General features: G+C 62.4%; 22 protein-coding genes and 3 pseudogenes. 6 read left to right on the forward strand and 19 right to left on the reverse strand.

The window, feature by feature from the left end:
* Nucleotides 1-7 precede the first annotated feature (7 nt).
* The 3 genes from orn to CCR98_RS12895 form a co-directional block, all read right to left on the reverse strand.
* Entirely contained in the window at nucleotides 8-580 is a 573-nt protein-coding gene (gene orn, locus CCR98_RS12885; protein ID WP_049444269.1) for an oligoribonuclease, read from the reverse strand.
* A 74-nt stretch (nucleotides 581-654) separates the two neighbouring features.
* Nucleotides 655-1179 carry a tRNA adenosine(34) deaminase TadA gene (gene tadA, locus CCR98_RS12890; protein WP_087922937.1) on the reverse strand — a complete coding sequence of 175 codons (525 nt, stop codon included), beginning with the start codon at nucleotides 1177-1179 and terminating at the stop codon, nucleotides 655-657.
* Nucleotides 1180-1254: 75 nt separating this feature from the next.
* The gene (locus CCR98_RS12895; RefSeq protein ID WP_087922938.1) at nucleotides 1255-1614 is read right to left on the reverse strand and encodes a helix-turn-helix domain-containing protein; all 360 of its coding nucleotides are present in this window, start codon (nucleotides 1612-1614) and stop codon (nucleotides 1255-1257) included.
* 78 nt (nucleotides 1615-1692) lie between these two features.
* Between CCR98_RS12895 and CCR98_RS12900 the strand changes: the two genes are divergently transcribed.
* The 3 genes from CCR98_RS12900 (at nucleotide 1693) to CCR98_RS12910 (ending at nucleotide 3230) form a co-directional block, all read left to right on the forward strand.
* Nucleotides 1693-2460: an NAD(P)H-dependent oxidoreductase gene (locus CCR98_RS12900; protein ID WP_087922939.1), complete on the forward strand. Its 768-nt coding sequence runs from the start codon at nucleotides 1693-1695 to the stop codon at nucleotides 2458-2460.
* A 68-nt stretch (nucleotides 2461-2528) separates the two neighbouring features.
* A complete protein-coding gene (locus tag CCR98_RS12905) occupies nucleotides 2529-2993 on the forward strand; it encodes an acetyltransferase (RefSeq protein ID WP_087922940.1) in 465 nt (154 codons plus the stop codon).
* A gap of 30 nt (nucleotides 2994-3023) precedes the next feature.
* A complete protein-coding gene (locus tag CCR98_RS12910) occupies nucleotides 3024-3230 on the forward strand; it encodes a hypothetical protein (RefSeq protein ID WP_087922941.1) in 207 nt (68 codons plus the stop codon).
* 12 nt (nucleotides 3231-3242) lie between these two features.
* Here the strand turns inward: CCR98_RS12910 and CCR98_RS12915 are convergent, their stop codons facing one another.
* The gene (locus tag CCR98_RS12915) at nucleotides 3243-3749 is read right to left on the reverse strand and encodes an N-acetyltransferase (RefSeq protein WP_087922942.1); all 507 of its coding nucleotides are present in this window, start codon (nucleotides 3747-3749) and stop codon (nucleotides 3243-3245) included.
* A 261-nt stretch (nucleotides 3750-4010) separates the two neighbouring features.
* Here CCR98_RS12915 and CCR98_RS12920 point away from each other — a divergent pair, with 261 nt between their 5' ends.
* The 3 genes from CCR98_RS12920 to CCR98_RS12930 are packed head-to-tail and all read left to right on the forward strand — an operon-like array spanning nucleotide 4011 to nucleotide 6686.
* Complete coding sequence (locus CCR98_RS12920) at nucleotides 4011-4667, forward strand: hypothetical protein (RefSeq protein ID WP_232463023.1); 657 nt, start codon at nucleotides 4011-4013, stop codon at nucleotides 4665-4667.
* Between the two features lie 43 nt (nucleotides 4668-4710).
* On the forward strand, nucleotides 4711-5364 hold the full coding sequence (locus CCR98_RS12925) for a hypothetical protein (protein WP_087922944.1): 654 nt from the start codon (nucleotides 4711-4713) through the stop codon (nucleotides 5362-5364).
* Nucleotides 5361-6686, forward strand: a complete 1326-nt coding sequence (locus CCR98_RS12930) for an XVIPCD domain-containing protein (RefSeq protein ID WP_087922945.1) — start codon at nucleotides 5361-5363, stop codon at nucleotides 6684-6686. The genes CCR98_RS12925 and CCR98_RS12930 overlap by 4 nt, the downstream gene beginning before the upstream one ends.
* A 54-nt stretch (nucleotides 6687-6740) precedes the next feature.
* On the opposite strand, the gene CCR98_RS12935 is transcribed toward CCR98_RS12930, so the two are convergent.
* The 15 genes and pseudogenes from CCR98_RS12935 to CCR98_RS13000 all read right to left on the reverse strand — a co-directional run bounded on the left by CCR98_RS12935 (nucleotide 6741) and on the right by CCR98_RS13000 (nucleotide 21236).
* On the reverse strand, nucleotides 6741-7586 hold the full coding sequence (locus CCR98_RS12935; protein ID WP_232463024.1) for a hypothetical protein: 846 nt from the start codon (nucleotides 7584-7586) through the stop codon (nucleotides 6741-6743).
* Between the two features lie 514 nt (nucleotides 7587-8100).
* Complete coding sequence (locus CCR98_RS12940; RefSeq protein WP_087922947.1) at nucleotides 8101-9108, reverse strand: XVIPCD domain-containing protein; 1008 nt, start codon at nucleotides 9106-9108, stop codon at nucleotides 8101-8103.
* 57 nt (nucleotides 9109-9165) lie between these two features.
* Complete coding sequence (locus CCR98_RS12945; RefSeq protein WP_087922948.1) at nucleotides 9166-9702, reverse strand: hypothetical protein; 537 nt, start codon at nucleotides 9700-9702, stop codon at nucleotides 9166-9168.
* A 460-nt stretch (nucleotides 9703-10162) separates the two neighbouring features.
* On the reverse strand, nucleotides 10163-10528 hold the full coding sequence (locus CCR98_RS12950) for a hypothetical protein (protein WP_157721536.1): 366 nt from the start codon (nucleotides 10526-10528) through the stop codon (nucleotides 10163-10165).
* A gap of 171 nt (nucleotides 10529-10699) precedes the next feature.
* Nucleotides 10700-11733, reverse strand: a pseudogene (locus CCR98_RS12955) (IS3 family transposase); the annotation flags it as partial.
* Between the two features lie 195 nt (nucleotides 11734-11928).
* Nucleotides 11929-12456 carry a DUF4189 domain-containing protein gene (locus tag CCR98_RS12960; RefSeq protein ID WP_332454970.1) on the reverse strand — a complete coding sequence of 176 codons (528 nt, stop codon included), beginning with the start codon at nucleotides 12454-12456 and terminating at the stop codon, nucleotides 11929-11931.
* A gap of 123 nt (nucleotides 12457-12579) precedes the next feature.
* Nucleotides 12580-13104, reverse strand: coding sequence for a DUF4189 domain-containing protein (locus CCR98_RS12965; RefSeq protein WP_232463026.1), 525 nt, complete (start codon nucleotides 13102-13104; stop codon nucleotides 12580-12582).
* A 467-nt stretch (nucleotides 13105-13571) separates the two neighbouring features.
* On the reverse strand, nucleotides 13572-14084 hold the full coding sequence (locus CCR98_RS12970) for a DUF4189 domain-containing protein (protein ID WP_087922951.1): 513 nt from the start codon (nucleotides 14082-14084) through the stop codon (nucleotides 13572-13574).
* 57 nt (nucleotides 14085-14141) lie between these two features.
* Nucleotides 14142-14402 (reverse strand): annotated as a pseudogene (locus CCR98_RS21340) (type VI secretion protein); the annotation flags it as partial.
* 307 nt (nucleotides 14403-14709) lie between these two features.
* Nucleotides 14710-15249 (reverse strand): DUF4189 domain-containing protein, encoded by a 540-nt coding sequence (locus CCR98_RS21405; RefSeq protein ID WP_321029109.1) that lies wholly within the window; start codon nucleotides 15247-15249, stop codon nucleotides 14710-14712.
* 171 nt (nucleotides 15250-15420) lie between these two features.
* Nucleotides 15421-15882, reverse strand: a pseudogene (locus CCR98_RS12980) (type IV secretion system protein); the annotation flags it as partial.
* Nucleotides 15883-16125: 243 nt separating this feature from the next.
* Nucleotides 16126-16671: a DUF4189 domain-containing protein gene (locus CCR98_RS12985; RefSeq protein WP_232463028.1), complete on the reverse strand. Its 546-nt coding sequence runs from the start codon at nucleotides 16669-16671 to the stop codon at nucleotides 16126-16128.
* Between the two features lie 11 nt (nucleotides 16672-16682).
* Nucleotides 16683-17837: a type IV secretion system protein gene (locus CCR98_RS12990; protein WP_087922952.1), complete on the reverse strand. Its 1155-nt coding sequence runs from the start codon at nucleotides 17835-17837 to the stop codon at nucleotides 16683-16685.
* 83 nt (nucleotides 17838-17920) lie between these two features.
* Complete coding sequence (locus tag CCR98_RS12995; RefSeq protein WP_157721537.1) at nucleotides 17921-18859, reverse strand: hypothetical protein; 939 nt, start codon at nucleotides 18857-18859, stop codon at nucleotides 17921-17923.
* Nucleotides 18789-21236 (reverse strand): VirB4 family type IV secretion/conjugal transfer ATPase, encoded by a 2448-nt coding sequence (locus tag CCR98_RS13000; protein WP_087922954.1) that lies wholly within the window; start codon nucleotides 21234-21236, stop codon nucleotides 18789-18791. The genes CCR98_RS12995 and CCR98_RS13000 overlap by 71 nt, the downstream gene beginning before the upstream one ends.
* Between the last annotated feature and the right edge of the window lie 24 nt (nucleotides 21237-21260).

Here is a 21260-nt window from a genome sequence, read left to right on the forward strand (position 1 = left end):
GCATCGTTCAGGCAGCCGGCAACCCCGACAGCGCGCCCATGAACTGGCGGTAATGGCGCAGCTCAGCGATCGAATCGTGCACGTCGCTCAGCGCGGTGTGGTTGCTGTTCTTGCCCACGCCAGCGGCCACGTTCGGCGCCCAGCGCTTGGCCAGTTCCTTCACCGTGGACACGTCCAGGTTGCGGTAGTGGAAGTACTTCTCCAGGCGCGGCATCTGGCGATGCAGGAAGCGGCGGTCCTGGCAGATGGAGTTGCCGCACATCGGCGACAGGCCGGCCGGGATCCACTGCGCCAGGAAATTCACCGTCTGCGCCTCGGCCTGGCCCAGGGTGGTGGTGCTGTCCACCACGCGCTGCCACAGGCCCGAGCGGCGGTGCTGGTTGCGGTTCCACTCATCCATCGCTTCCAGCGTTTCCAGCGGGTGGTGGATGGCGAACTCCGGACCTTCGGCCAATACGTTCAGCTGGGCATCGGTGACCACGGTGGCGATCTCGATGATCGAATCGTTGTCGGTATCCAACCCGGTCATTTCCAGGTCGATCCAGATCAGTCGTTCGTTGGCCGCGCCGTTGTCCGCCATGTGTCGCCTCGTTGCTGGGCAGGCGCGCGGCCTACCGGTGATGGAAAGAGACGTCCATCATACCCGTTCGCCCCTCAGCCCTCGCCGGCATGGTCTTCCAGCAGCAGCGGCGGCTTGCCACGCTTGGCACGGAAATAGTTGGTCAGGCGCATGCTGGCCTCCTTGGCCAGCACCCCGCCGTGGATCTCGACGCGGTGGTTGTGGCGGGCATCGCCCAGCAGGTCGAACACGCTGCCGCAGGCGCCGGTCTTGGGGTCGCTCGCACCGTAGACCAGACGGGCGACGCGAGCATGCACGATCGCCATCGCACACATCGCGCACGGTTCCAGGGTCACGTACAGGGTACTGCCCAGCAGCCGGTGGTTGGCCAGCAGCGTGCCACCGGCCCGCATGGCCACGATCTCGGCATGTGCACTGGGGTCGTGCGAGGCGATGTTGAGGTTCCAGCCCTCGCCCAGCAGCTGACCATCGGCACCGACCAGTACCGCCCCCACCGGGATCTCATCGAACTCGCGCTGCGCACGCTCGGCCAGCGCCAGCGCATGGCGCATCCAGTGTTCATCGACATCGTGCACCGGTACGCCCAGGGCATCGGTCATGGCGGTTCTCGCGTGTCTACAGGGCCAGGATGGCCGCCGGGGCCGCATTGTACGCCCGGGGGCGTGCAGGCGCCGCTAAGGCGCGTCGAAGCGCTCGCGGGCCGCGTCCAGCGCCGGGAAATTGTGCTCGGCCCAACGGTCCAGTGCGGCCAGGGTGTCTACCAGACTGCGCGCAACCTCGGTCAACCGGTACTCGACATGCAGCGGCTTGCTCCCCAGATCGCAGCGCTCCACCAGGCCGTTGCGCTCCAGCTGCCGAAGGGTCTGGGTCAACACCTTCTGCGAGATGCCTTCGATCTTCCGCAGCAGCGCGCCATTGCGTTGCGGACCCTGCGCGAGTGCGGGCAACAACAGCATCACCCACTTGCCGGAAATCAGCGCCAGCGCATCGCGTGCCGAGCAGTCGGCGGCATAGACATCGCCCGGATAGGCCATGGTTACCTCAAGGTGCGTAATTGCCGGGGCACTCCGGCATCGCGAGGATGGTCGCACACTCCACCAACACCACGCCCCATGCGCGCCCTGATCCTGCTGGCCCATCCCGAACCCCGCTCGTTCAACGCCCACCTGGCCGCACAGGCCGCAAAGCAGCTGCGGCATGACGCGCTGCAGGTGGACGTGGTCGACCTGTATGCAGAGGGCTTCGATCCGCTGGAAGCCACGTACCATCATCCTCAGCGCCTGCAGCGCGAACGCTTCGATGCCCAGCGCGAACAGCGGCACAGCGCCGAACAAGGCCAGCTGCCGGCCGAGGTGCAGCACCATCTGCAGCTGCTGCGGGCCACCGACCTGCTGATCCTGCAGTGCCCGCTGTGGTGGTTCGCGGCACCGGCCATCCTCAAGGGTTGGCTGGACCGCGTGCTGGTCTACGGGCCGATGTACAACAGCCGCCAGCGCCACGAACACGGCGTGATGCGCGGCAAACGGGCCTTGCTGAGCGTCACCACCGGCTCATCGGCACGGGCCTGCGCGGTGGATGGCCGCGAGGGTGATACCCGTCTGTTGCTGTGGCCGTTGATGTACAGCCTGCGCTACGTCGGCTTCGACGTGATGGAACCGCATGTGGTGCATGGCGTGCGTTCGGGGCTGGCAGCGGAGCGCGTGCAGGCGCACGACGAGGCATTGGCCATGGCTGCACGCAACTACCGGGAGCGGCTTGCTCAGTGGACGCGGTGGCCGATCGTGCCTTTCAACGACAGCGAGGACTTCGAGGACGGCGTGGTGCTGCGCACAGAGGCGACGGCCTACAGCCCCTTCATCCGCCATCGCAATATCGGGTGAATCCACGCCTGCGCGCTGGGTCGGGACGCGCCATACTACGCACTCTTTGCAAGCACCTTGGTGAGCCCGTGACCACCCTCCGTCCTTCGCGCGCCGACGACGGCGCTGCCCTCGTCGACCTCTGGCGCCGCGCCGTCGACGCCACCCACGACTTCCTCAGCGCCGACGACCGCCAGGCCATCGATGCCGAAGTGGCTGCTTTCCTGCCACAGGCACCGATGACCGTTGCCGTCGATGCGCAGGATCGGCCCGTAGGCTTCATGTTGATCGACGGCGCGCACATGGAAGCGCTGTTCATCGATCCCGACGTGCGCGGTACCGGTATCGGCCGGCAGCTGTTGCAGCACGCACTGGCCCTGCATCCGCTGCTGAGCACCGACGTCAACGAACAGAACGCACAGGCCGTTGGCTTCTACGTCCGCATGGGTTTCGTCGAAACCGGCCGCTCACCGCTTGATTCGCAGGGCCGTCCGTATCCCCTGATCCATCTACGGTACAACGGCCGACATCCCTCGACAGCAACTGCGTGCTAGCGTGGTTGCTTTCGGAGAGGAGTGCCGTACATGGAAGGTGGCAGAGCCCTGCTGACCCTGTTTGCGCTGGGAATCAGCCTGATATGGATCCTGGTACCGTTCGCGATCTTCGCGGTGCGCAATCTGCTGCGAGAGCTGTTGGCCGAGCAGCGTCGCACCAATGAACTGCTTGAACACATCGGCGGCTACCGCATTCCCAAGCCCCAACCCGAGCCCACCGTCTGGCGTGCGCCCTGACCTCCCGCACTCTCAGGCGGTGGCTTCAAAGGCCGTGGAATAGCTCACCTCGCCCTGCGCCATCGGCGGACGCAGGCACAGCGCCTGGAAGTACTCTGGCGGAACCCCCGGTAGCACCAGGCCCGGCTCGGCGCGGAATCCGAACCGCCCGTAGTACGCCGGCTCCCCCAGCAATACGCAGCCGTGCGCGTCCTGCCCACGCAATGCGTCGAGCGCCGCGTGCATCAGCGCCGCGCCAATGCCCTGTCCCTGCCACCCGGGCAGCACTGAGATGGGCCCAAGACCGAACCAGCCCGAACTGCCATCGCTGACCGTCACCGGCGACAGCGCAATGTGGCCGACCACCTGCCCTTGGCGCTCGGCGACCAGCGAAATGCTCAGCTCTCCGCGTGCACGCAGCGCGTCGACGATGAACTGCTCGGTATGGCTGCTGTGCGGGGCTTCACGGAATGCCGCCGCGGTGAGGGCGTGGATGACAGCGTGGTCTTCGCGGGCTTCAGGGCGGATCGTGCAGTTCAAGGAGAACGCCTTTGATGAAGTGATGGACATGTGAATGATCGATTTCCGTCGCGGATTCAGCTACGAACCTGCGTCCGGCAGCAGAGTCAACGCGGCGATCGGACGCCCTGTACGGCAAGCGATCTGCCGGCGCGGCGCGCCCTGGGTGCGTCAAAAATCCGTCTCGAGGGGTGGCACAGGGCTCCCGGCACGTTCCATAATCGAGAAACCTGCCACCCAGGAAGGATATATGGACATGGACGCACGATGCAGGATCGGGCCATGGGTGTAGAACACCCTGCACACAGGGGACGGCCGTTGCTGGCAGTGCTCGCCCTCCTCCCGCTGGCGGCGTGCTCGCCGTACGCCGATGCCGAGCGTGACGTCGCCGCGGGTGGACGCGGCCTGGCCAAGCTCAACCCGGCACCGAAGCAGGCCTATGAGCTGGTGCTGACACTGAAGGACGCGCCGGGCCCGTTCGCGATTGTTGAGGGCGTGGCCCAGTACGACGCCAGCAACTACGCAGACTGTGGACGGATCGTGCCTGCAACAGGCACTGCGGGCCGCATCACCAGCCAAGAGCCCGTCATCCTGCGCAAGATCGGCGAGAACGAATACCGCGGCACATTCTACCTCGACCGTATGCAGGACGAGGACTACTACGGGCGTGGCGTCTGCCATTGGTCGCTGACGGGTGTTGGTGCGATGTTGCGCGCCACGAACGGAGAGGCGGATACGCGATTCCTGACGTTCGTCGACAAGGAACGCATGGATGCGGGGAGCCAGTTGACGCGGTACTACCCACGCGCTGACTACCCGCGGATCGAAGAGATCACCGGATACGGAGCGAGCGGCCAGGAAGACCCTTCCAGCTATCGCGCCGATCTGCGCGACGCGCTGTTTTCAACCACTACCACTGTGCAGAAGCTCGCGCCATGAACTGCCAGTGTCACATTTACCTCTATCCCCAAGGAGGCCGACATTGCGCCACAAGATGATTCCGTGCCTTGCTCTGCTTCTGTTGACCGCCTGCCACCCGGAGACCGCCATGAACCAGGAACGTGCCGCTGCTGAAGCCGATGTCGCCCAGGGTGGGCGCGGGCTCGCAAAGCTCAACCCCAGCCCGCGCAAGGCCTATGAACTGGTGCTGCGCCTGAAGGATGCCCCGGGCGACTTCGCGGTGGTCGAAGGTGTCGCGCAGTACGACGTCACCAACGAAGACCAGTGCGGCCACATCGAGCCGGCCACCGGCACGGCTGCTCGCATTACCAGCCAGGAACCGGTGGAGCTGCGCAAGGTCGCTGAGGGCGAATACCGCGGCACGCTGTATGTGGACCGCATGCTGGACGAGGACTACTACGGTCGTGGTGTGTGCAAGTGGGAGTTCACCGGTGCCGGTGCAATGCTGAAGGCAACGGGCGCTGAAGAAGAGACCCGCTTCCTGACCTTCGTCAAAGCCGATCCGCTGACCGAAGGCAAGACCCACACGCTCTACTATCCAGACGCGGCCTATCCGCGGGCACCGCTTGCTGCCAACTACCCAGCCACCGGCAAGGCAGATCCGGCTGACTACGTTGCTGAACTGCAGGGCAAGTTGTTCACGATGAGTCTCAGCGCCAGCGAGGTCACCCAATGACCATCAGCACGCAGGATTATGCCGCGCTTTCCGACGATGCCTACAAGGACCGCGCTGTCGGTCGGAGGCGTCCGGGGGAAGAAGAGCTCGTCACGATCAATGGACATGACTACAAGATTCTCGATCACGTCAATAACCGGCTCAATGGTTACCAAGGCACGGTTTATCAGCGAGCCGACACCAACGAGATCGTGGTCGCTCATCGCGGCACCGAGCAGATAGCTCGTGATGCCATCCTGACCGACGGCGGCATGGTCGTCGCCCGCACCAACGTGCAGGCCCCCGATGCCATCGCTTTGACCAAGAGCGCGCTGGACTACGCGAAGCAGGAAGCTGCATTTGGAGGCCGTGCACCCGAAGTCACCGTCACCGGCCACTCCCTCGGCGGCGCCCTGGCCCAGATCACCTCGCACCACTTCAACGTCAAGGGCGAGACCTTCAATGCCTATGGCGCGGTCAGCCTCAGCTACCGCATCCCGGAAGGCGGCAACACCATGATCAACCACGTCATGGCCTCCGATCCGGTCAGCTCGGCCTCGCCACACTTCGGCCAGGTGCGCATCTACGCCAAGCCGGATGAGATCAAGACACTCGCCGCAAACGGCTTCAGCAATCACTCGTTGCGCGCCCTTATCCCGGACAGCCCGCTCGTCGCAGCAGGCAGCTCGTTCGGCGCGCACAAGCTGGGCAACTTCCTCGGCGACGGCTCGGTGCTGCAACACCCGGAAACGCAGAAGCTGGCAAAAGACAACGCCAAGATGATCGAGGAGTACCGCGACGACGTCGAATCACTGCGCCGTGGTGTCACCCGCGCGGCGCGCGGCATTCCGGGCGGCGCCGTCGATCTGTACGACCATATCCGCGGCCCGCTGCAGCCCGGCGAACCGGCACGCCGCGAAGCGGAGAAGAACGGCCATCACACCAGCATGCTGCGCATGGACGATGCCAACCATCTCGGCAATCCCTTGTTCAACGATGCGATCCGCGGCGTGCACGCGCAGGACGTGCGCGTCGGACGCGTGCCGGACGTGATGAGCACGCAGCTGGCAGGCAGCCTTGCTGCCGAAATGCACGCGGCAGGCGGCAAGCGCATCGACGACGTGGTGATGAATGCCGATGCCTCGCGCAGTTTCGCGGTGCAGGGCCAGGGCGGTGACCCCGCCCACCTTCGCGTGTCGGTGGATACCGCCGTGGCGATGAATACACCGCTGGAGCAGAGCAGCCAGCGCATCGACCAGCAGGCCGCAGGCCAGCGCCTTGCGCTGGAGCGCGACCAACAGCTGGAACAGCAGCAGAATCAGACCCGCAGCCTGCAGGCCTGACGGACAGCACGGGAGCCGGTCATTCCGGCTCCCGCTTCACCTCTACAGCGCGCCTCAGGGGCTGGAGGCCGCGACCGCTCCAGACCCATTGGCAGTCACGAACAGATCCGGCCCGGAATCCGGGAATCCACCACAGGCGCGATCGCCCGGTGCTACCGGATCACACGGCCACTGCGCACGCGCCACCTTCTCGCGCAGCTCGAAGCGATCACCGGTCCAGACCACGAACGCGATGTGCTCGCGGTTCCAGTCACCGTAGGCGCGCGGACCGCCCTTCTGCGCCGACTCCGGGTACTGCACGAACCAGCGCATGGCCGGGCCGTACTGCAACTTGCTGTGGTCCAGGCTGATCCGCCCCTCGCGCGACAGCTGGCGCACACGATCAGCTTCCCCCTGCTGCGGCATGGCCGGCATGGCATCGGCGGTCACATCCCTCGGCGCGGCGTCCCCGCGCACCTGGTACACGCGCTGGGCCACATAGGCCTCGCGGCAGTCACCCGCTGGCACACGGACCGGCTCCGCGCCGTACTCATCGGGGTTGGCGACCCGGTCGCTGCAGGTGAACGGCGCTGAGACCAGGTAGAACGTGCTGTCGGCGTCGCGCCCTTCCAGCGAGCGCACCCATATGTCGCCCATCCGCACGATGAAGTCCGGGCGTTGGCCGTAGCCCGGCACGGCCTTGAACCAGGCCTTCTGCTGTACCTCACGCTCGCGCCAGCTGCGCGGCAGGTGGATGTCCTGCTCGGGCAGCGCGACCAGCATCGCAGCCAGATGCGCCGGCATCGTGCCCTGGCAGGCGCCGATCAGCAGGTCGCCCTGGGTCGCCAGTCGCCCGGCCAGATCCACCGGACAACGGGCACCGAGCGCACGCTCGGTCGCCTGCTCGGGCGGCAACGGCACGATGACCAATGCAGGCGGTGCCGGCGCTACCGCCGGAGCGGCTGGCTCGACCGCGGCAGGCGGTGCAGCTACAGGGGCCGTCGCTGCGGCCGCAACGGGCGGAGGCGTCGGAGCGGGCTCCGCCTGCGCGTTCACCACGGGTGTTGCAGGGGCTGGCGCGGCAGCGGGTACATCGGAAGCCGGCGCCGCTACAACGGCATCGGTCGCCGCGGGCGCTGCAACGGGCGCCACCCCTGCAGGCGCGTTAACGGTTGCCTCTGCAGCGAGGGGCGTCTCCCCGGCGGGTGCCGCCGCCTCCTGAGCCTGTGCCGACGCTGCGGCAAGTCCAAGTGACAGCAGCCAGAGCGGCGGCAGGCGGCGCAGGGATGCATTGCAGCGGGCAGCGGCGTGCCGGGCATTCGGGGGAACGATTCGCATGTGGTGTCCTTACGAGTGGGTTTCCATGTCGGCGCCACAGGGCGCCACGCGTCGTACGTAAAGCGCCTGCGGGCACCCTGCCCGCCGGCATCAGGTGCTACAGGGATCGCGAACGCTGCTCCTGCTCGCGGGCGAGCGCAGCCGCCGGGTCCTGCTGCGCAACGCTGGCGGCCAACTGCTGGCTGCTTTGCGCCAGCGGCTGCTGCGCCGCCTGTTCGCGATCGACCGATGCGCGCAGCATGGCCGGATCGCCCAGCGCGCCCTGCACCGCAAACAGCGTGCGGCCATCATTGCCGACCAGCAGGTGATCGATACGCGACATTCCGGCCTTCTGCGCGCTCAGCGCCAACGCGCCGGCGGCATTGTCGAGTTCCTGCCCACTGCGCAATCCGCTCTGCGGTCCCATCTGCTGCAGGTGCTGGCGCGCCCCCTGGAACAGGGTGTTTCCGGCCTCGCCCGGCTGCGACATGTCGCGCACAGTGGCCTGCGGGGTCGGCGCCCCGACTTCGCCCCGCTCCAGCCGCGCCATCACATCCGGCGTCAGCTTCTGCTGCCACACATCAAACCGCTGCTGGCGGGCCTCGATGCCGTTCAGGCCGCCGTTGATCGCACGCGTCGCTTCGCGCACATCCTCGCGCGCCGCCTCCGGTACCCGCGTCTGCCACTGCCACACCGCAATGCGGCCTGCGTGCTCGGGCTGCGCGGCCAGTTCCGGCTGATTCACCAGGTCCAAATCCAGCGCCTTGCCGGCACGCTCGTAATTCTCCTTGCCGACCAGCGGCAGATAGCCACGGCCGTGATACTTCAGCGCATCACCGGGCGCATCGTTACCCATGCGGCCGCCATACATCAGTTCGGCCAGGTTCTCCGGCCGCCCACGCAGCGCTTCCTGGCGGGCGCTCTCAAGCGCGCCATTGCCATTGCGCCACGCCGCTTCCACCGGGATCTGCGAGATACCCCGGGTGAAGTTGAAACTTTCATTGAGCCGGCTCAGGCCACGGGACTCGTGCCCGGCCTGCGCCATGAAGTTGGCCAGTTCCCGGGACGAGGTCATGCCGGCCTCCGTGGCCTGCCGCAACAGCTGCGACTCTCTATCCTGCGACACGGTGAAACTCCTGCTCGATCATCGTTGGGTACTCCCGCCTCCTCACAGGCATGGCACTCAGGGCAAGCTCACATCGGCGACGACGGACGGATCGAAATCCTCGAACCGCACCCGGCCAAGTTCGGCCACCGAGAAATCGCGCGTATGGGTGGCCTCGGTCTCGGTGTCGACCACCCTGCGCTGTACACCATGCACCCAACAGGCCTCGTCGGCCGGAACGTAGCGGAACGTGTAGATGCTGCTCCAGCGTTCGCGGCTCCCGCCGTTGGTGATCACGCTGAAAGCACCGTCCTCGATGGTCACGTACGCGAAGGGATCGCCGGCAATGCCACCACGGGTGGAGCACGGCACCAGCTTGTCGTTACGCGCGGCCAGCTGCCATCGGCCCGTGGCATCGCCCAGCAGCAACAGCAGGACCCGGTTCGGTCCGTGCTGGCCGGGCAACAAGCCCTCCGGAGGAGGTTGGTCGATCACCAGCAGCTGGTCCTGGAAACCATTGCCGGTCAGATCGCCGCGCACCGCTTCCAGCAGGTTCGCGCCGGACGGAACGAACGCCAGGGCATTGTCCATGTGCGTGCCACTCCCCTTCTCCATCCCCTGCAACTCCTTCAATCCCGTCGTGCCAGTTCCCGAGCGGAGGCCGGAACCGGCGCCATGCACCACCCGCGCCCAGCGTCCGCCATGCCGGATGATAGCCCTGAGCCCACGGCGACCGCGACGGTGGCAAGCGTCATCCGCAACGCGGGTGATCAGAGTCCTCATGGACGGAAAAGCTCCTGCGTTCGATGGCACCAATGCGTCGGGATTTTGACGCGCACGCAGCTTACTTCGAGGAGGCGGGGCTCGTCGAAGGGGGCTTGGGATGAAAAGCGCACTTGATCACAGAAAAAGCGCGGTTAACGTGAATGGTGGCTTATCCGACAAACAGGTCCGCACTGGATGGCGCCGTGGGGGATGCGCCGCGACCCCACACACGGGCTGGTCCGGCCGCGGCGATGTTGCACGGGAAGCCTGCACACGCTTTGTCGCCCCGCGTCGTGGCCAGCAATCGCGATCAGCGCAAGTGCTGCGCGCAGGTGGCTCCCTGCATGGCGTAGTCACGAACGTAGCCGTCCATGGTCAGCACCGTGATATCACATCGATTGTTCACGTCACTGACGACATGCCCGTAAGCATTCAACCCCTGCACATGCTCGCCACGATGCAGGTACAACGTGCGCGAACCATCGGCCCCATTCTCCACACGATCCGGCGGGCCCCACGTCCGCACGAATTCCTGCTCTGTCTTGCCGATCCACATGTCCATGAGATTGTTGCGACCCACGCGGTTGGCAGCTCGACGCGACTCATCCAAAGCCCTGCTGGTTTCATTCTGGCCGCGCGCCACAGTCGCTTCAAGGCTACGCACAGTGCTGTCCATTTCAGCGTCGGTTGGCCGATAGGTGAATGCTGGGCGCTTGCCGTCCTTCCGACGTCCCCCCGGTTTGAGTCGTGGGTGGGTTTAGAGTCCGGTGCTGATGTTATCGTTCTTCGCCGCCAACTGCGCGGCGTACTGGGCGGGGGTTAGCCCGCCAAGCGCTCGCTTGGGTCATTCTTCGTTGTAGTCGCGCCGCCAGCTTTCGATGCTGGTGCGGGCATGAAGCAATGTCGGGAACCAGTGCTCGTTGAGGCATTCGTCGCGCAGCCGTCCGTTGAAGGACTCGACGTAAGCATTTTGGTTCGGTTTGCCCGGTTCGATCAGACGCAAGGCAACTCCCTTTTCGTGAGCCCAGGCCACCATCGCCTTACCGCAAAACTCCTTGCCGTTGTCTGTCCTGATCACTCGTGGCAGGCCGCGCTGCATGGCCATTCTGTCCAGTACCCTGGACACGCCTTGCCCGGATATTGCCCGCTCCACTTCGATGGCCACAGCCTCGTGGGTGGCGTCGTCGACGATGGTCAGGCACTTGATCACCCGGCCTTCGGCGGTACGGTCGAACACGAAGTCCATCGACCACACCTCATTGGCGGCGGACGGCCGCAGAAGGGACTGGCGCTCGCCTGCCGGCACCTTCTTACGCTTTCTGCGACGCACCTGCAGGCCCGCTTCCTGATACAAGCGCTCCACTCGCTTGTAGTTCACTACAAGTCCTTTCTGCCGCAGCTTCAGATGGATCATGCCCACCCCGTAGCGTCTGTGCCGGTGCGCCAGCGCAGCGATCTGCTCGCGCAGCTCAACGTTGAGGTCGGGCCGAGGCTCATAGCGCAGTGCGCTCGCGCTCATCCGTACGACCGTGAGCGCTCGCCGCTCGCTCAGCCCCTTCTCGACCATGCTCCGCACCAGCAGCCTGCGCGCCGGCGCGGTCACCAATTTTTTCGCAACGCATCCTTGATGACGTCGTTCTCGAAGACCTGTTCTGCCAGCAGTTTCTTCAGGCGTGTGTTCTCCGCCTCCAGGTCCTTGATCCGCTTTGCGTCAGGCACGCTCATGCCACCGAACCTGCTGCGCCACAGGTAATACGAGGCCTCGCTGAAGCCATGCTGGCGGCAGAGGTCCTTGATGGGCATGCCGGCCTCAGCCTCGCGTAGGAAGCCGATGATTTGCTCTTCGGAAAAGCGCTTCTTCACGTCCAATCTCCTTGTTATTGAGGATTGGACTCCAAACCGCTTCGCTACTCAATCTTGGGGGGACGTCGACTCCATCCCAAGATCAAGATTGACAAGTTTGAACCGAGAACAAACTGCGACAGCGGGACTGACAACTCGGCCTTCATGCAACGGACACTCAAAGAACGTCATACGCCTGAAGAGCCCCAGCGAGCACTCCCCAGCGCTCATCCACTAGAACTCCTGGAATTCAGGTTCAGCGCAATTCTCGAAGATCACCTGGCAATCGCTGCCCCCGCCACTCTCACATTGCCTCAATGCACGGGTTTTTGATTCTTCAACTGTCGGCGAGCTACTGAAAAGAGTTCCCCCTGCCCCCGACTTCGGCACCACTGCAACCGCGCACTGATTCTTATAGGTAAAAGCAACTTTGCAGCCGCTAGCTCCCCCTTGCGCACAGACTGCTTCGGCCTCCATCGCAGCCAAAGACTTACTCTTCTTTCCTGTCGATGCACCGGATGCGCCGCTTGGGGATAGCGCAATGGCACCCCAAGTCTTTATCCAACGGCCGGTTGCTTTGGGTCCAGCATCCGCAGCAGCTGCGCCGCCAGGTATAGGAGCACACCCACCAACTCCCTGGCCACCGATGGGATACTGACCAGGTGGACACCGCCCCTCTGCCCGGACCGATTCAGATGTGAGCGCAGCACCGGCCATCACAATTGCTGCGACCAAACTTGCCGCCACTGAACGCCTGATCATACCGAGAATCTCCCAACATCAAGAGAAGAGTTTTTTCTTAGCTTGATGGGCGCAGAAAAGAAATTGCCCACTCAACGGCGGGCCATTCTATCGCCGCATCATCAGAAAAATGCGGACAATGACTCAGAATTTCTCAAACTCCGGATCGGTGCAATTGGACATGACAACTTCACATGTCTCTTTGGAAGCAGCACGACATTGCGCCAAGGATAGGCCTGCCGCCTCCTCCTTTGTGGCTGCAGCAGAGTAGAAAGTTCCCCCGGTTCCCGCATTCGAGACAGCCGCCGTCGCGCATTGATTCTTATAGGCGAACTTCACTCGACAATCCCGACCGCCTGCATCAGAGCAGGATCTCACTGCCGCGTTTCCCGCATCCGCCTTCTTCCTCCACCCACTTGCCGCTCCTGCGATTCCGGAAGGCGAGGCGGCAAATGCTCCCCATGTCTTAATCCACCGCCCCGTTGGACGCGGGCTTTCCGCTCCTGATCCACCAGCAGGAATCGGCGCACATCCGCCGGCACCCTGCCCGCCAATCGGATACTGGCCTGGAGGACACCGTCCTTCGGCGAAGGCAGCGCCGCTGCCCGCAAAAATTAGGATTGTTGCAAGAGCGCACCTCAGAACTTGAGCTGCCCAGTCAATATTCATACACACATCCTTCAACCTAAGTCAGATCCATCAATCCGCCAAGCCATACTGCCCCTGCTTCTGATTGGACGGTGTGTAAGTGCTTGGAGCAGAGTTCCTTATAGTGACACCACCATCCTGATGACTCGAATGCCCTTCGCTCTTCGATGGCGAAGGAGGTGTGTAGGTGCCCGGAGGCCGACCATCAGCACTAGGAGTTGAGGCCGCACTGCCACCTATCTGCGAATATGCCATGAAGCTACCCAGCGTGCCCTGGAAGAACATGGCCGCCATTGGCAACAGTCAGAATCGTGTTCGCCAGGATCAAGCCCATGCCACACTACTGCGCCGTGAGCGTCACCCGCTGAGTGGCTACCTACATGACTCAAGCGCCAAGCAGCAGTCTCACCTAGAGACAGATACCACTAATCTGCCAGAATGCGATAGACGCTGGACGTCGGATGTATCAACGCAGCTCCATCGAGCAATCAGAATTCTTGGAAGATCGGCTCACTGCAATCGGTGTACTTGATCGTGCACTGCCCACCGCCGTGAGCAGCACAGTACTTCAGAACCTCAGTGGAAGCAGCCTCTCTCGTTGGGCCGCCGGCCATTGAAATCAAGCCTTTAGAGCCCGGAGCCGGATCCGCGTAAGCGACGCACTGGTTCTTATACGTTATCCCTACAGTGCAATCCTTCGCACCATATGTCGCACACCGGGACTGAGCCTCAGCGACAGCCTCGGCCTTTGATCTCTTTCCAACCGAAGCTCCCACATCACCGGTCGCAACAGAACGGGATATGGCTCCCCAGGTTCTGATCCACTTACCTATCGCACGCGGCCCGGAACTCCCCTCACCCTGAGAGGCTGGAATCGGGGCACAGCCACCCGCACCCTGCCCGCCAATCGGATACTGACCTGGCGGGCAGCGCCCCTCCCCATAAGCAACTAGTGGGGCAAGAATCAGGAGAATCAGCAATAGAAAATTATTCATTCTCATAAGAAGCGACTCGACAGCAGATCAAGAATTTTTGCCAACTTGCGGCGACGCATCAAGTTAACGATTCACCCCGCGAAGGCCCGTGTCGCGAATCGTCGGCGCTGAGTTCTGTGGCAAGGTCATGCGAGCTGTCCCGGAAGCCGCGTCCTGACCCGCCGTCGGAGCCTCAGTACTGCTAGAAGGCTTCGGCGGAGCGTAATAGCTCCCTGCCGGCTGGCCATTCGGACCAGGCGACACAGCCCCAGCACTGCCACCTATCTGCGAATATGCCATGAAGCTACCCAAGGTGCCTTGGAAAAGCATGGCCACCATAAGCGGAAACTTGCTTACCGGCTCATTGCTTATAGAACGAAGCCGAAGCACGAGTCATCGCTTCTTACACAAGGGCAAGTCATTTCCCACGCCCATATGGTTAGCTGCCGGACGCAACACTATCATCTGATTCGATCGCCCCAGTACAGTAAGAAGAGGCAAAGTGTGAATTTTCGGCAGCCCTCTTACACCGCATGCCAAGCAAAGACGGCTGCAATGATCGCAGGACATTGAGTTGGCAAGAAAAGCATGAGAGCAGGTAAACCTAAACTCTTCCAGCCGTTCCAACCTGCGCCGCCTCGTTGACGACCACTCAGAACGACTCGAATTCCGGTTCGCTGCACGCCGAGTAGATCACCACACAACCCTCACTGCCGCGCTTCGTGCAGAGCCCCATCGCCAACGAAGTCGCGGCAGAGACAGATTCAGCGCGTCCAAACGTGGAGCCTCCGAATGCGCTAGTTCGAGGAGAGACCAAGGCGACGCACTGATTCTTGTAAGTCTGAGTAACCTTGCAGTCCGACGCCCCGTGCTGACTGCAATTGGCCAAGGCCTCATTTGAGGCGTCAGCCTTTCTCACTTTTCCGACTGACACGCCGACATCGCCATTGGATGCCATGGCGATCGCGCCCCATGTCTTATTCCAGCGTCCCGTTTGGATAGGACCCGTCTGACCCGTGCCCGCATCCCCTCCTGGGATCGGCGCACACCCACCGACACCCTGACCTCCGATTGGATACTGACCTGGCGGGCAACGTCCTTCAGCGCCAACAACGGGCGCGAAGCCAAAAAATAGCATGCAAATTGCAGCGCCGAAGATAAGCGCAGATCGGCGGCCAAATATCGAGACCATATCGTTAGACCCTCAAACTTCCCATCAGCCGTTGTTCTTTGCAAGACCAAGACGCCCGGAGTCCACCACCGCCGAACCCGGCGATGAACTACCACCAGTCACTCGCGAACCAACAACCTGCTCGGTAGTGGCACTATGCGTCCCACCCTTCTCTGGAGCCGGAGGTGTGTAGTAGCTACCCGGCGGCTGCCCACTCGGCCCCGGCGCCTGCGCGACCGGGCTGCCACCTATCTGCGAATATGCCATGAAGCTACCCAGCGTGCCCTGGAAGAACATCGCCGCCATTGGGGGAGCGGTCAGGATCAGGGTCGTGAGAATCAGGCCCATGCCGCCCTGCTGCATCGGCTGGCTGGTCATGCCGTCGCTGGAGGCGCCTTCGAGCAGGAACTTGTTGACCAGGGCGGTGGACCAGAACGCGGTCGAGACACGGATCACCATGTCCAGCGCGATCGATACCATCGCTGCCAGTACCGCCATCGAGAACATCGTGCCGATGCCGTAGAACAGCCATCGCTGGAACAGCTGCTTGGTCTGGTCGAACAGCAGACACAGAATGAACAAGGGACCCAGGCCGATGAACAGCGCCAATGCCACTTCGTACAGCAGCAACATCGAGCCGGCGGTGACGGCCGGGCGCCCGTGCCCATGCCGATTTAACACAGTGCCCGGGCCAAGGAAAGGACCGCAGTCATTGGGAATCCCCATCACCCAAAACCACGACTCCGGCGCACCACGGTACCTGTCGCGCTTCTCATTCCTCCACAAAAGTTGGTGAAGACTGCAAAAATTTCCTGAGTAGGGTCAATGAATTTACCAACTGGTCGAAAGTCAATCCATGACTGACCGCATGTGACGCGCTCTTCGCCCCAACTACGATTAAAAGCTCTCAAAAAGTGGCTTAGTACAAGCACTGTACAGTTTGCTGCACCCCGCACTACCCCGCGTGGTGCAGGTCTTCATCGCCAACTGAGTAGCGACCTGCTCGGTTTCCGCACTTGAGATCACAGAACCTCCGCGCTCAGATGTAGTTGGCGAGATCAACGCAATACATTGATTTTTATAAGCCTGCGCCATTTTGCAATCACGGCCACCCAACTTGACGCATTGAGAAACTGCTTCCTTGGCTGCATCAGACTTTGAGAGCTTCTCAATTGCCACGCCAACTTCGCCAGTTGAGGACGTTGCGATTGCACCCCAGGTTTTGATCCAACGTCCTGTTGGTCGTGCCTCCTGGGGCGCGCCGCCGCCGCTGGCGATTGGCGCACATCCCCCGACGCCTTGTCCGCCAATGGGATACGAACCAGGAGGGCAACGACCTTCTGCGCTCGCAACAAGCGGAACACTCAATAGTGCAATGCAACCAATTGCAAGCACCATAATGACTTTCCGCAGCATTGCAACACTATAAGGACGTTGGATCATAGGAATACACCTTACTTAACTTTGTTTGCCAGACCATAACGACCTAGATCAATTTCGGATTGGCCTGAAGATGTCCCCTGCCCCGACACCCGCGAGGATACATCAGCCTGTGTTGTCGTAGTCTGAGCCGCATTAGCACTCGGCGCCGGCGGCGTATAGGAACCCGGCGGCTGACCCTGCGGACCTGGCTGAGCTGCCGGGGATCCGCCTATCTGCGAATATGCCATGAAGCTACCCAGCGTGCCCTGGAAGAACATGGCCGCCATTGGGGGCGCAGTCAGAATCAAGGTCGTCAGGATCAATCCCATGCCGCCCTGCTGCATCGCCTGGCTGGTCATGCCGTCGCTGGAGGCGCCTTCGAGCAGGAACTTGTTGACCAAGGCGGTGGACCAGAACGCGGTCGAGACACGGATCACCATGTCCAGCGCGATCGATACCATCGCTGCCAGTACCGCCATCGAGAACATCGTGCCGATGCCGTAGAACAGCCATCGCTGGAACAGCTGCTTGGTCTGGTCGAACAGCAGACACAGAATGAACAAGGGACCCAGGCCGATGAACAGCGCCAGCGCGACCTCGTAGAGCAGCAACATCGCACCAGCGGTGACGGCCGGACCGCCCGTGCCCATGCCGATGAACCACAGCGCCCGCGTCTTGTCCGCCTGCAACCCTGGATCATTCAGGATCTTGATGCCATCAATGCTCGACAGCGCCACCTGCATCCACGCCAGGCTCTTGTCGATCTGGTCTTCCGGCTGCTGGTCCTTGCCGGTCACCACGTGGGTGATCAGGCCTTTGACGTCCTCGTTGAGGAATTTCTGCAGGTTACTGCCGAACATCGCCATGCTGGTGGCAACGCTCACAATCAACGCCGCGCGCGCCATATTGGTCACCAGCACCATCATGGAGTCGCGACTGCGGCCGGTGACGATCCGGAAGCCCTGGATCAGTACCCACAGCGTCATCAGCACCAGGGCAATGCCACCGACCCAGGACATCATGCGCCCCATCAGGTCGATGCCGTAGTCACTGATCCTGTCGCGCAGGTAATCCATGATCAGCTTGAAGAAGACGAAATCGCCGATCGACTGGACACGCACCGCGTAGCCCAGCAGATCCTGCAATCCGCCTGAGAAATCAAAGTTGGCCAGCCACCTGATCGTCATTTCCACAATCCCTTGGTAATTCCGTTACTGCATGAAATGCCGCATTGCTTTGCAGCGCATGTCTACGTATTAGCGGCCTGCAATCACTTGACGCTGAGCGCGGCCTTCAGCGCGGTGGTCTTGACCATGTCGCTGATCAGCTGCTTGGTCGGGTCCCCCTTCAATGCGGCCTGCGCCACCACCTTCTGGTTGGCCTCCATGACCTCGATATAGGCATCATAGGATTTCATCCGTGCTTCCCAGCTCTGGGCAAGTGCGGCAATGTCATTGGCGGTGCGGAGCGATTCGCTGTCGGCACCCTGCACGGTGCCCTGATCGTTGTTGGTCAGGCGGATCTTGAGGATGCGGGTCAAGGAGTTGTTGATGCGCGGAACGGTCTGGGTCAGGAAATCGATCGCGTCGTTGTACTTGCGGTTCTGCATCATCCGGATGTTGACGCAGATCTGCATCTGCTGCTCCTTCACATCCGCCTGCGGATTGAACACGAACACCTTGAAGGCGGACTCCAGGCTGAAGTCCAGCGCCTTGCCGCAGGTTTCGGCAACCAGATAGTTCGGTGCCACCGGCACCAGCGGCGCGCTGTCGGGCATGCCGAAGCTGTTCACCGCCGCCTGCACCTGGATCAGCGCCTGGCGATACTGCTCCAGCGTGCGGATCCAGCGGGTGTTCTGCTCGACGTACTCGGCCGCGTCCTGCGCTTTGGCCGCGTAGGCGGTCGCCTCAGTCTTGTAGGTATTGATCTGATTGAGCAGGTGCTGGATGAGGCTGGTACCGGTCTCCTGCACGGGAATCCAGGCGCTGACATTGCCGGTGCCGAGCGCCATCATGGCTGCCACGGTCATCGCTGCAAGACGGGGCGCGCGGCGGCGGGGCAAGGAAGTTTGCTTGGTATTGTTCATATCAGTCTCCATTGATCGGAACTCGTAGTCTTCGGGCAGGCCGTCTTGCGGATCAGGTAACAGTGTCGCGCGCTTCGACAGCCGCCTTGCCCGAGCCCTTTCGATTCTTGTAGAAATCTTCAAGCCACTGTTCCGGCGTCAACTCATCCACCGTCACACGTGCGCGTACCGCAGCTGTCTGCAATACCCGATGCATGATGTCGATGTTGTCAGTGGACGCCGAGATCACCGACAGAATGTCATCCATACCACGCAGGTTGAGCTGGCAGACGCTGGAGGCGTGACCCTGCTTGACCAGGAAGCAGCGCGAGCGCTCGTCCAGGGCGGTAACCACCTTGAACTCGGCCTCGGTCAGCTTCAGGCCATCCATGTAGTCGCTCTTGCTGGCATTCGGGTTCGGCAGCAGGATCAGCGTGGCGGTCTGCTCGATCAGTGCGGCGGAGATATCGCTCTTCAGCGCATCCTCCGGGCTCTGCGTCGCGAAGATGCCCAGACCATTCTGCTTACGGATGGTCTTCTGCTTGTTCTTCGCGAACTCCTTCAGACCGCCCTCGCCGTCCAGGATCTTCCAGAATTCGTCCATCACGTAGATCAGCGGACGACCATCGATCAGCGACTCCAGGCGGTGCAGCAGGTAGTTGATGACCGGCACGCGCACTTCAGGATTGTCGATGATGTCGGTGTAGTCGAAGCCGATGATGTTGGCCTTGCTCAGGTCAACGGTATCCACGGGATTGTCGAACACCCAGCCCAGTGAGTTCCCCGAGGTCCAGCGGCGCATACGCGCGTAGAGGCCATCGTCGCCCATGTTGGGCAGGCTCTTCTGGAAGTTGGTCATGCTCCGCAGGTGCATCGGCGTGTCGAGCATGCTCTCCACCGCGCGATAGATGTCCTCTTCCTCGCGGGCGCTGTACTCACGCTTGCCGGCCAGCACCTTGATCAGGTCGGCCAGGAACTGCACGTTGGCTTCGTTGTTCTCGCACTGGAACGGGTTGAAGCCGGTCGGCGCGCCGTTCTCCAGGGCCAGATAGTTGCCTCCGCAAGCACGCACGAAGATCTCCGCGCCGCGATCCTTGTCGAAGAAGAAGATGGTCGGCGACGGCTCGTACTTCTGCACCTGGCTGAGCAGGAAGTTGATCAGCGCGGTCTTACCGGTACCGGACTTGCCGATCACCATGGTGTTGGCGATCGCCTTCTCACCCAGCGAGTTTTCCGACGGGTGGGTCGCGTGGAAATTGAAGTAGTACGGCTGGCCATTGGTGGTCTGCAGCGTGGTGACGCAGTCGCCCCACGGGTTGTTGTGCTGCTTGCCGGTGGCGAAGTTGTGCAGCGGCGACAGGCCCAGGAAGTTCAGCGAGCTGACATTTGCCAGGCGTGTGCGATAGCGCCAGTTGCCCGGCAGCTGCGAATAGAAGGACGAGGTAACCGCCAGGTCTTCCTTGGTCGACACGAAACCGGCGTTGGACAGCTCGGCACGGGTCGAGGCGACATTCTGCGAAAGCTTGGCCTGCGTGTCGCCGTAGACCGCCATGATGAAGTGGTATTCACCCAGCACGAAGTTGCCCGACGACAGCTGATCCATGGCCTGGTCGAGCTCGACGATCTGGCTGACCGCCTTGTCGCCGGAGGAGATCATCATGCCCTTGGTGCGGTCGAGCACCTTCAGCGCGTCCTGGCGCCCCATTGGGCTGAACGAATGGGTGATGACGTATTCGTAGTCCAGGTACTTCAGGCCATTGAGGATGCCCGGGTAAGTCCCCTCGGCATACTCCTTGATGTTCAGGATGGCGCCGTAGTGATTGGCACCATTGGGGGTATTGATCGCGAAATCGCCGGTCTTCGCCGAGAACATGTGGCGGCTGACAGGCAGGTAATCCTTGATCGGCGCCGACAGCACCGGCACCGGCTCGTCGATGCGATTGATCAGGTAGCCGAACAGCTCCAGCGTTTCCGAGAACACCACACCGTTCTTGGCTTCGTACATGCCCAGGCGATACGGCGCGTAGTCGCGGATCACGGCCTCGACGTTGCCCGCCAGCTCCATCAGCTTCTCGACCGCCTGCTCCTGCTCTGCACGCAGCTTGTCCACGTTCGCCGACTTTTCGACAAAGCGCTTACCCGCCACCACCGGGCGGTAGATCATGGTCAGGTACAGCTCGTTCTGCATGATGCGCTGCGAGGACAGCATGCCCATGTACTGGTCGGACACGTCCTGGTTGAAGCGCTGCTTGTAGTTGCTCTTGCCCTTCAGCGTGCGGCGGCGACGGATGTCGTGCACCCAGAAGGCGACGTTGACGAAATCCGGCGCGCGCAGCGTCTGCAGCAGGCGGTTGAACGTGTTGTGGCGATGCTCCAGCTCCCACTCCTCGCGGCCGACGAACGGCAGCCCTTCCAGATGCCAGGTCAGCAGGTAGTCGCCGCCCGTGGTCTTGACCACGTTCGGGGCAACATGCGACGACAACGGAATGAACTCGCTGATGGAGGTGTCAGGGCTGAACATACGACTGCTTCCAAAGAGGTACTG

The organism is Stenotrophomonas sp. WZN-1 (assembly GCF_002192255.1).
Taxonomy (GTDB): Bacteria; Pseudomonadota; Gammaproteobacteria; order Xanthomonadales; family Xanthomonadaceae; genus Stenotrophomonas.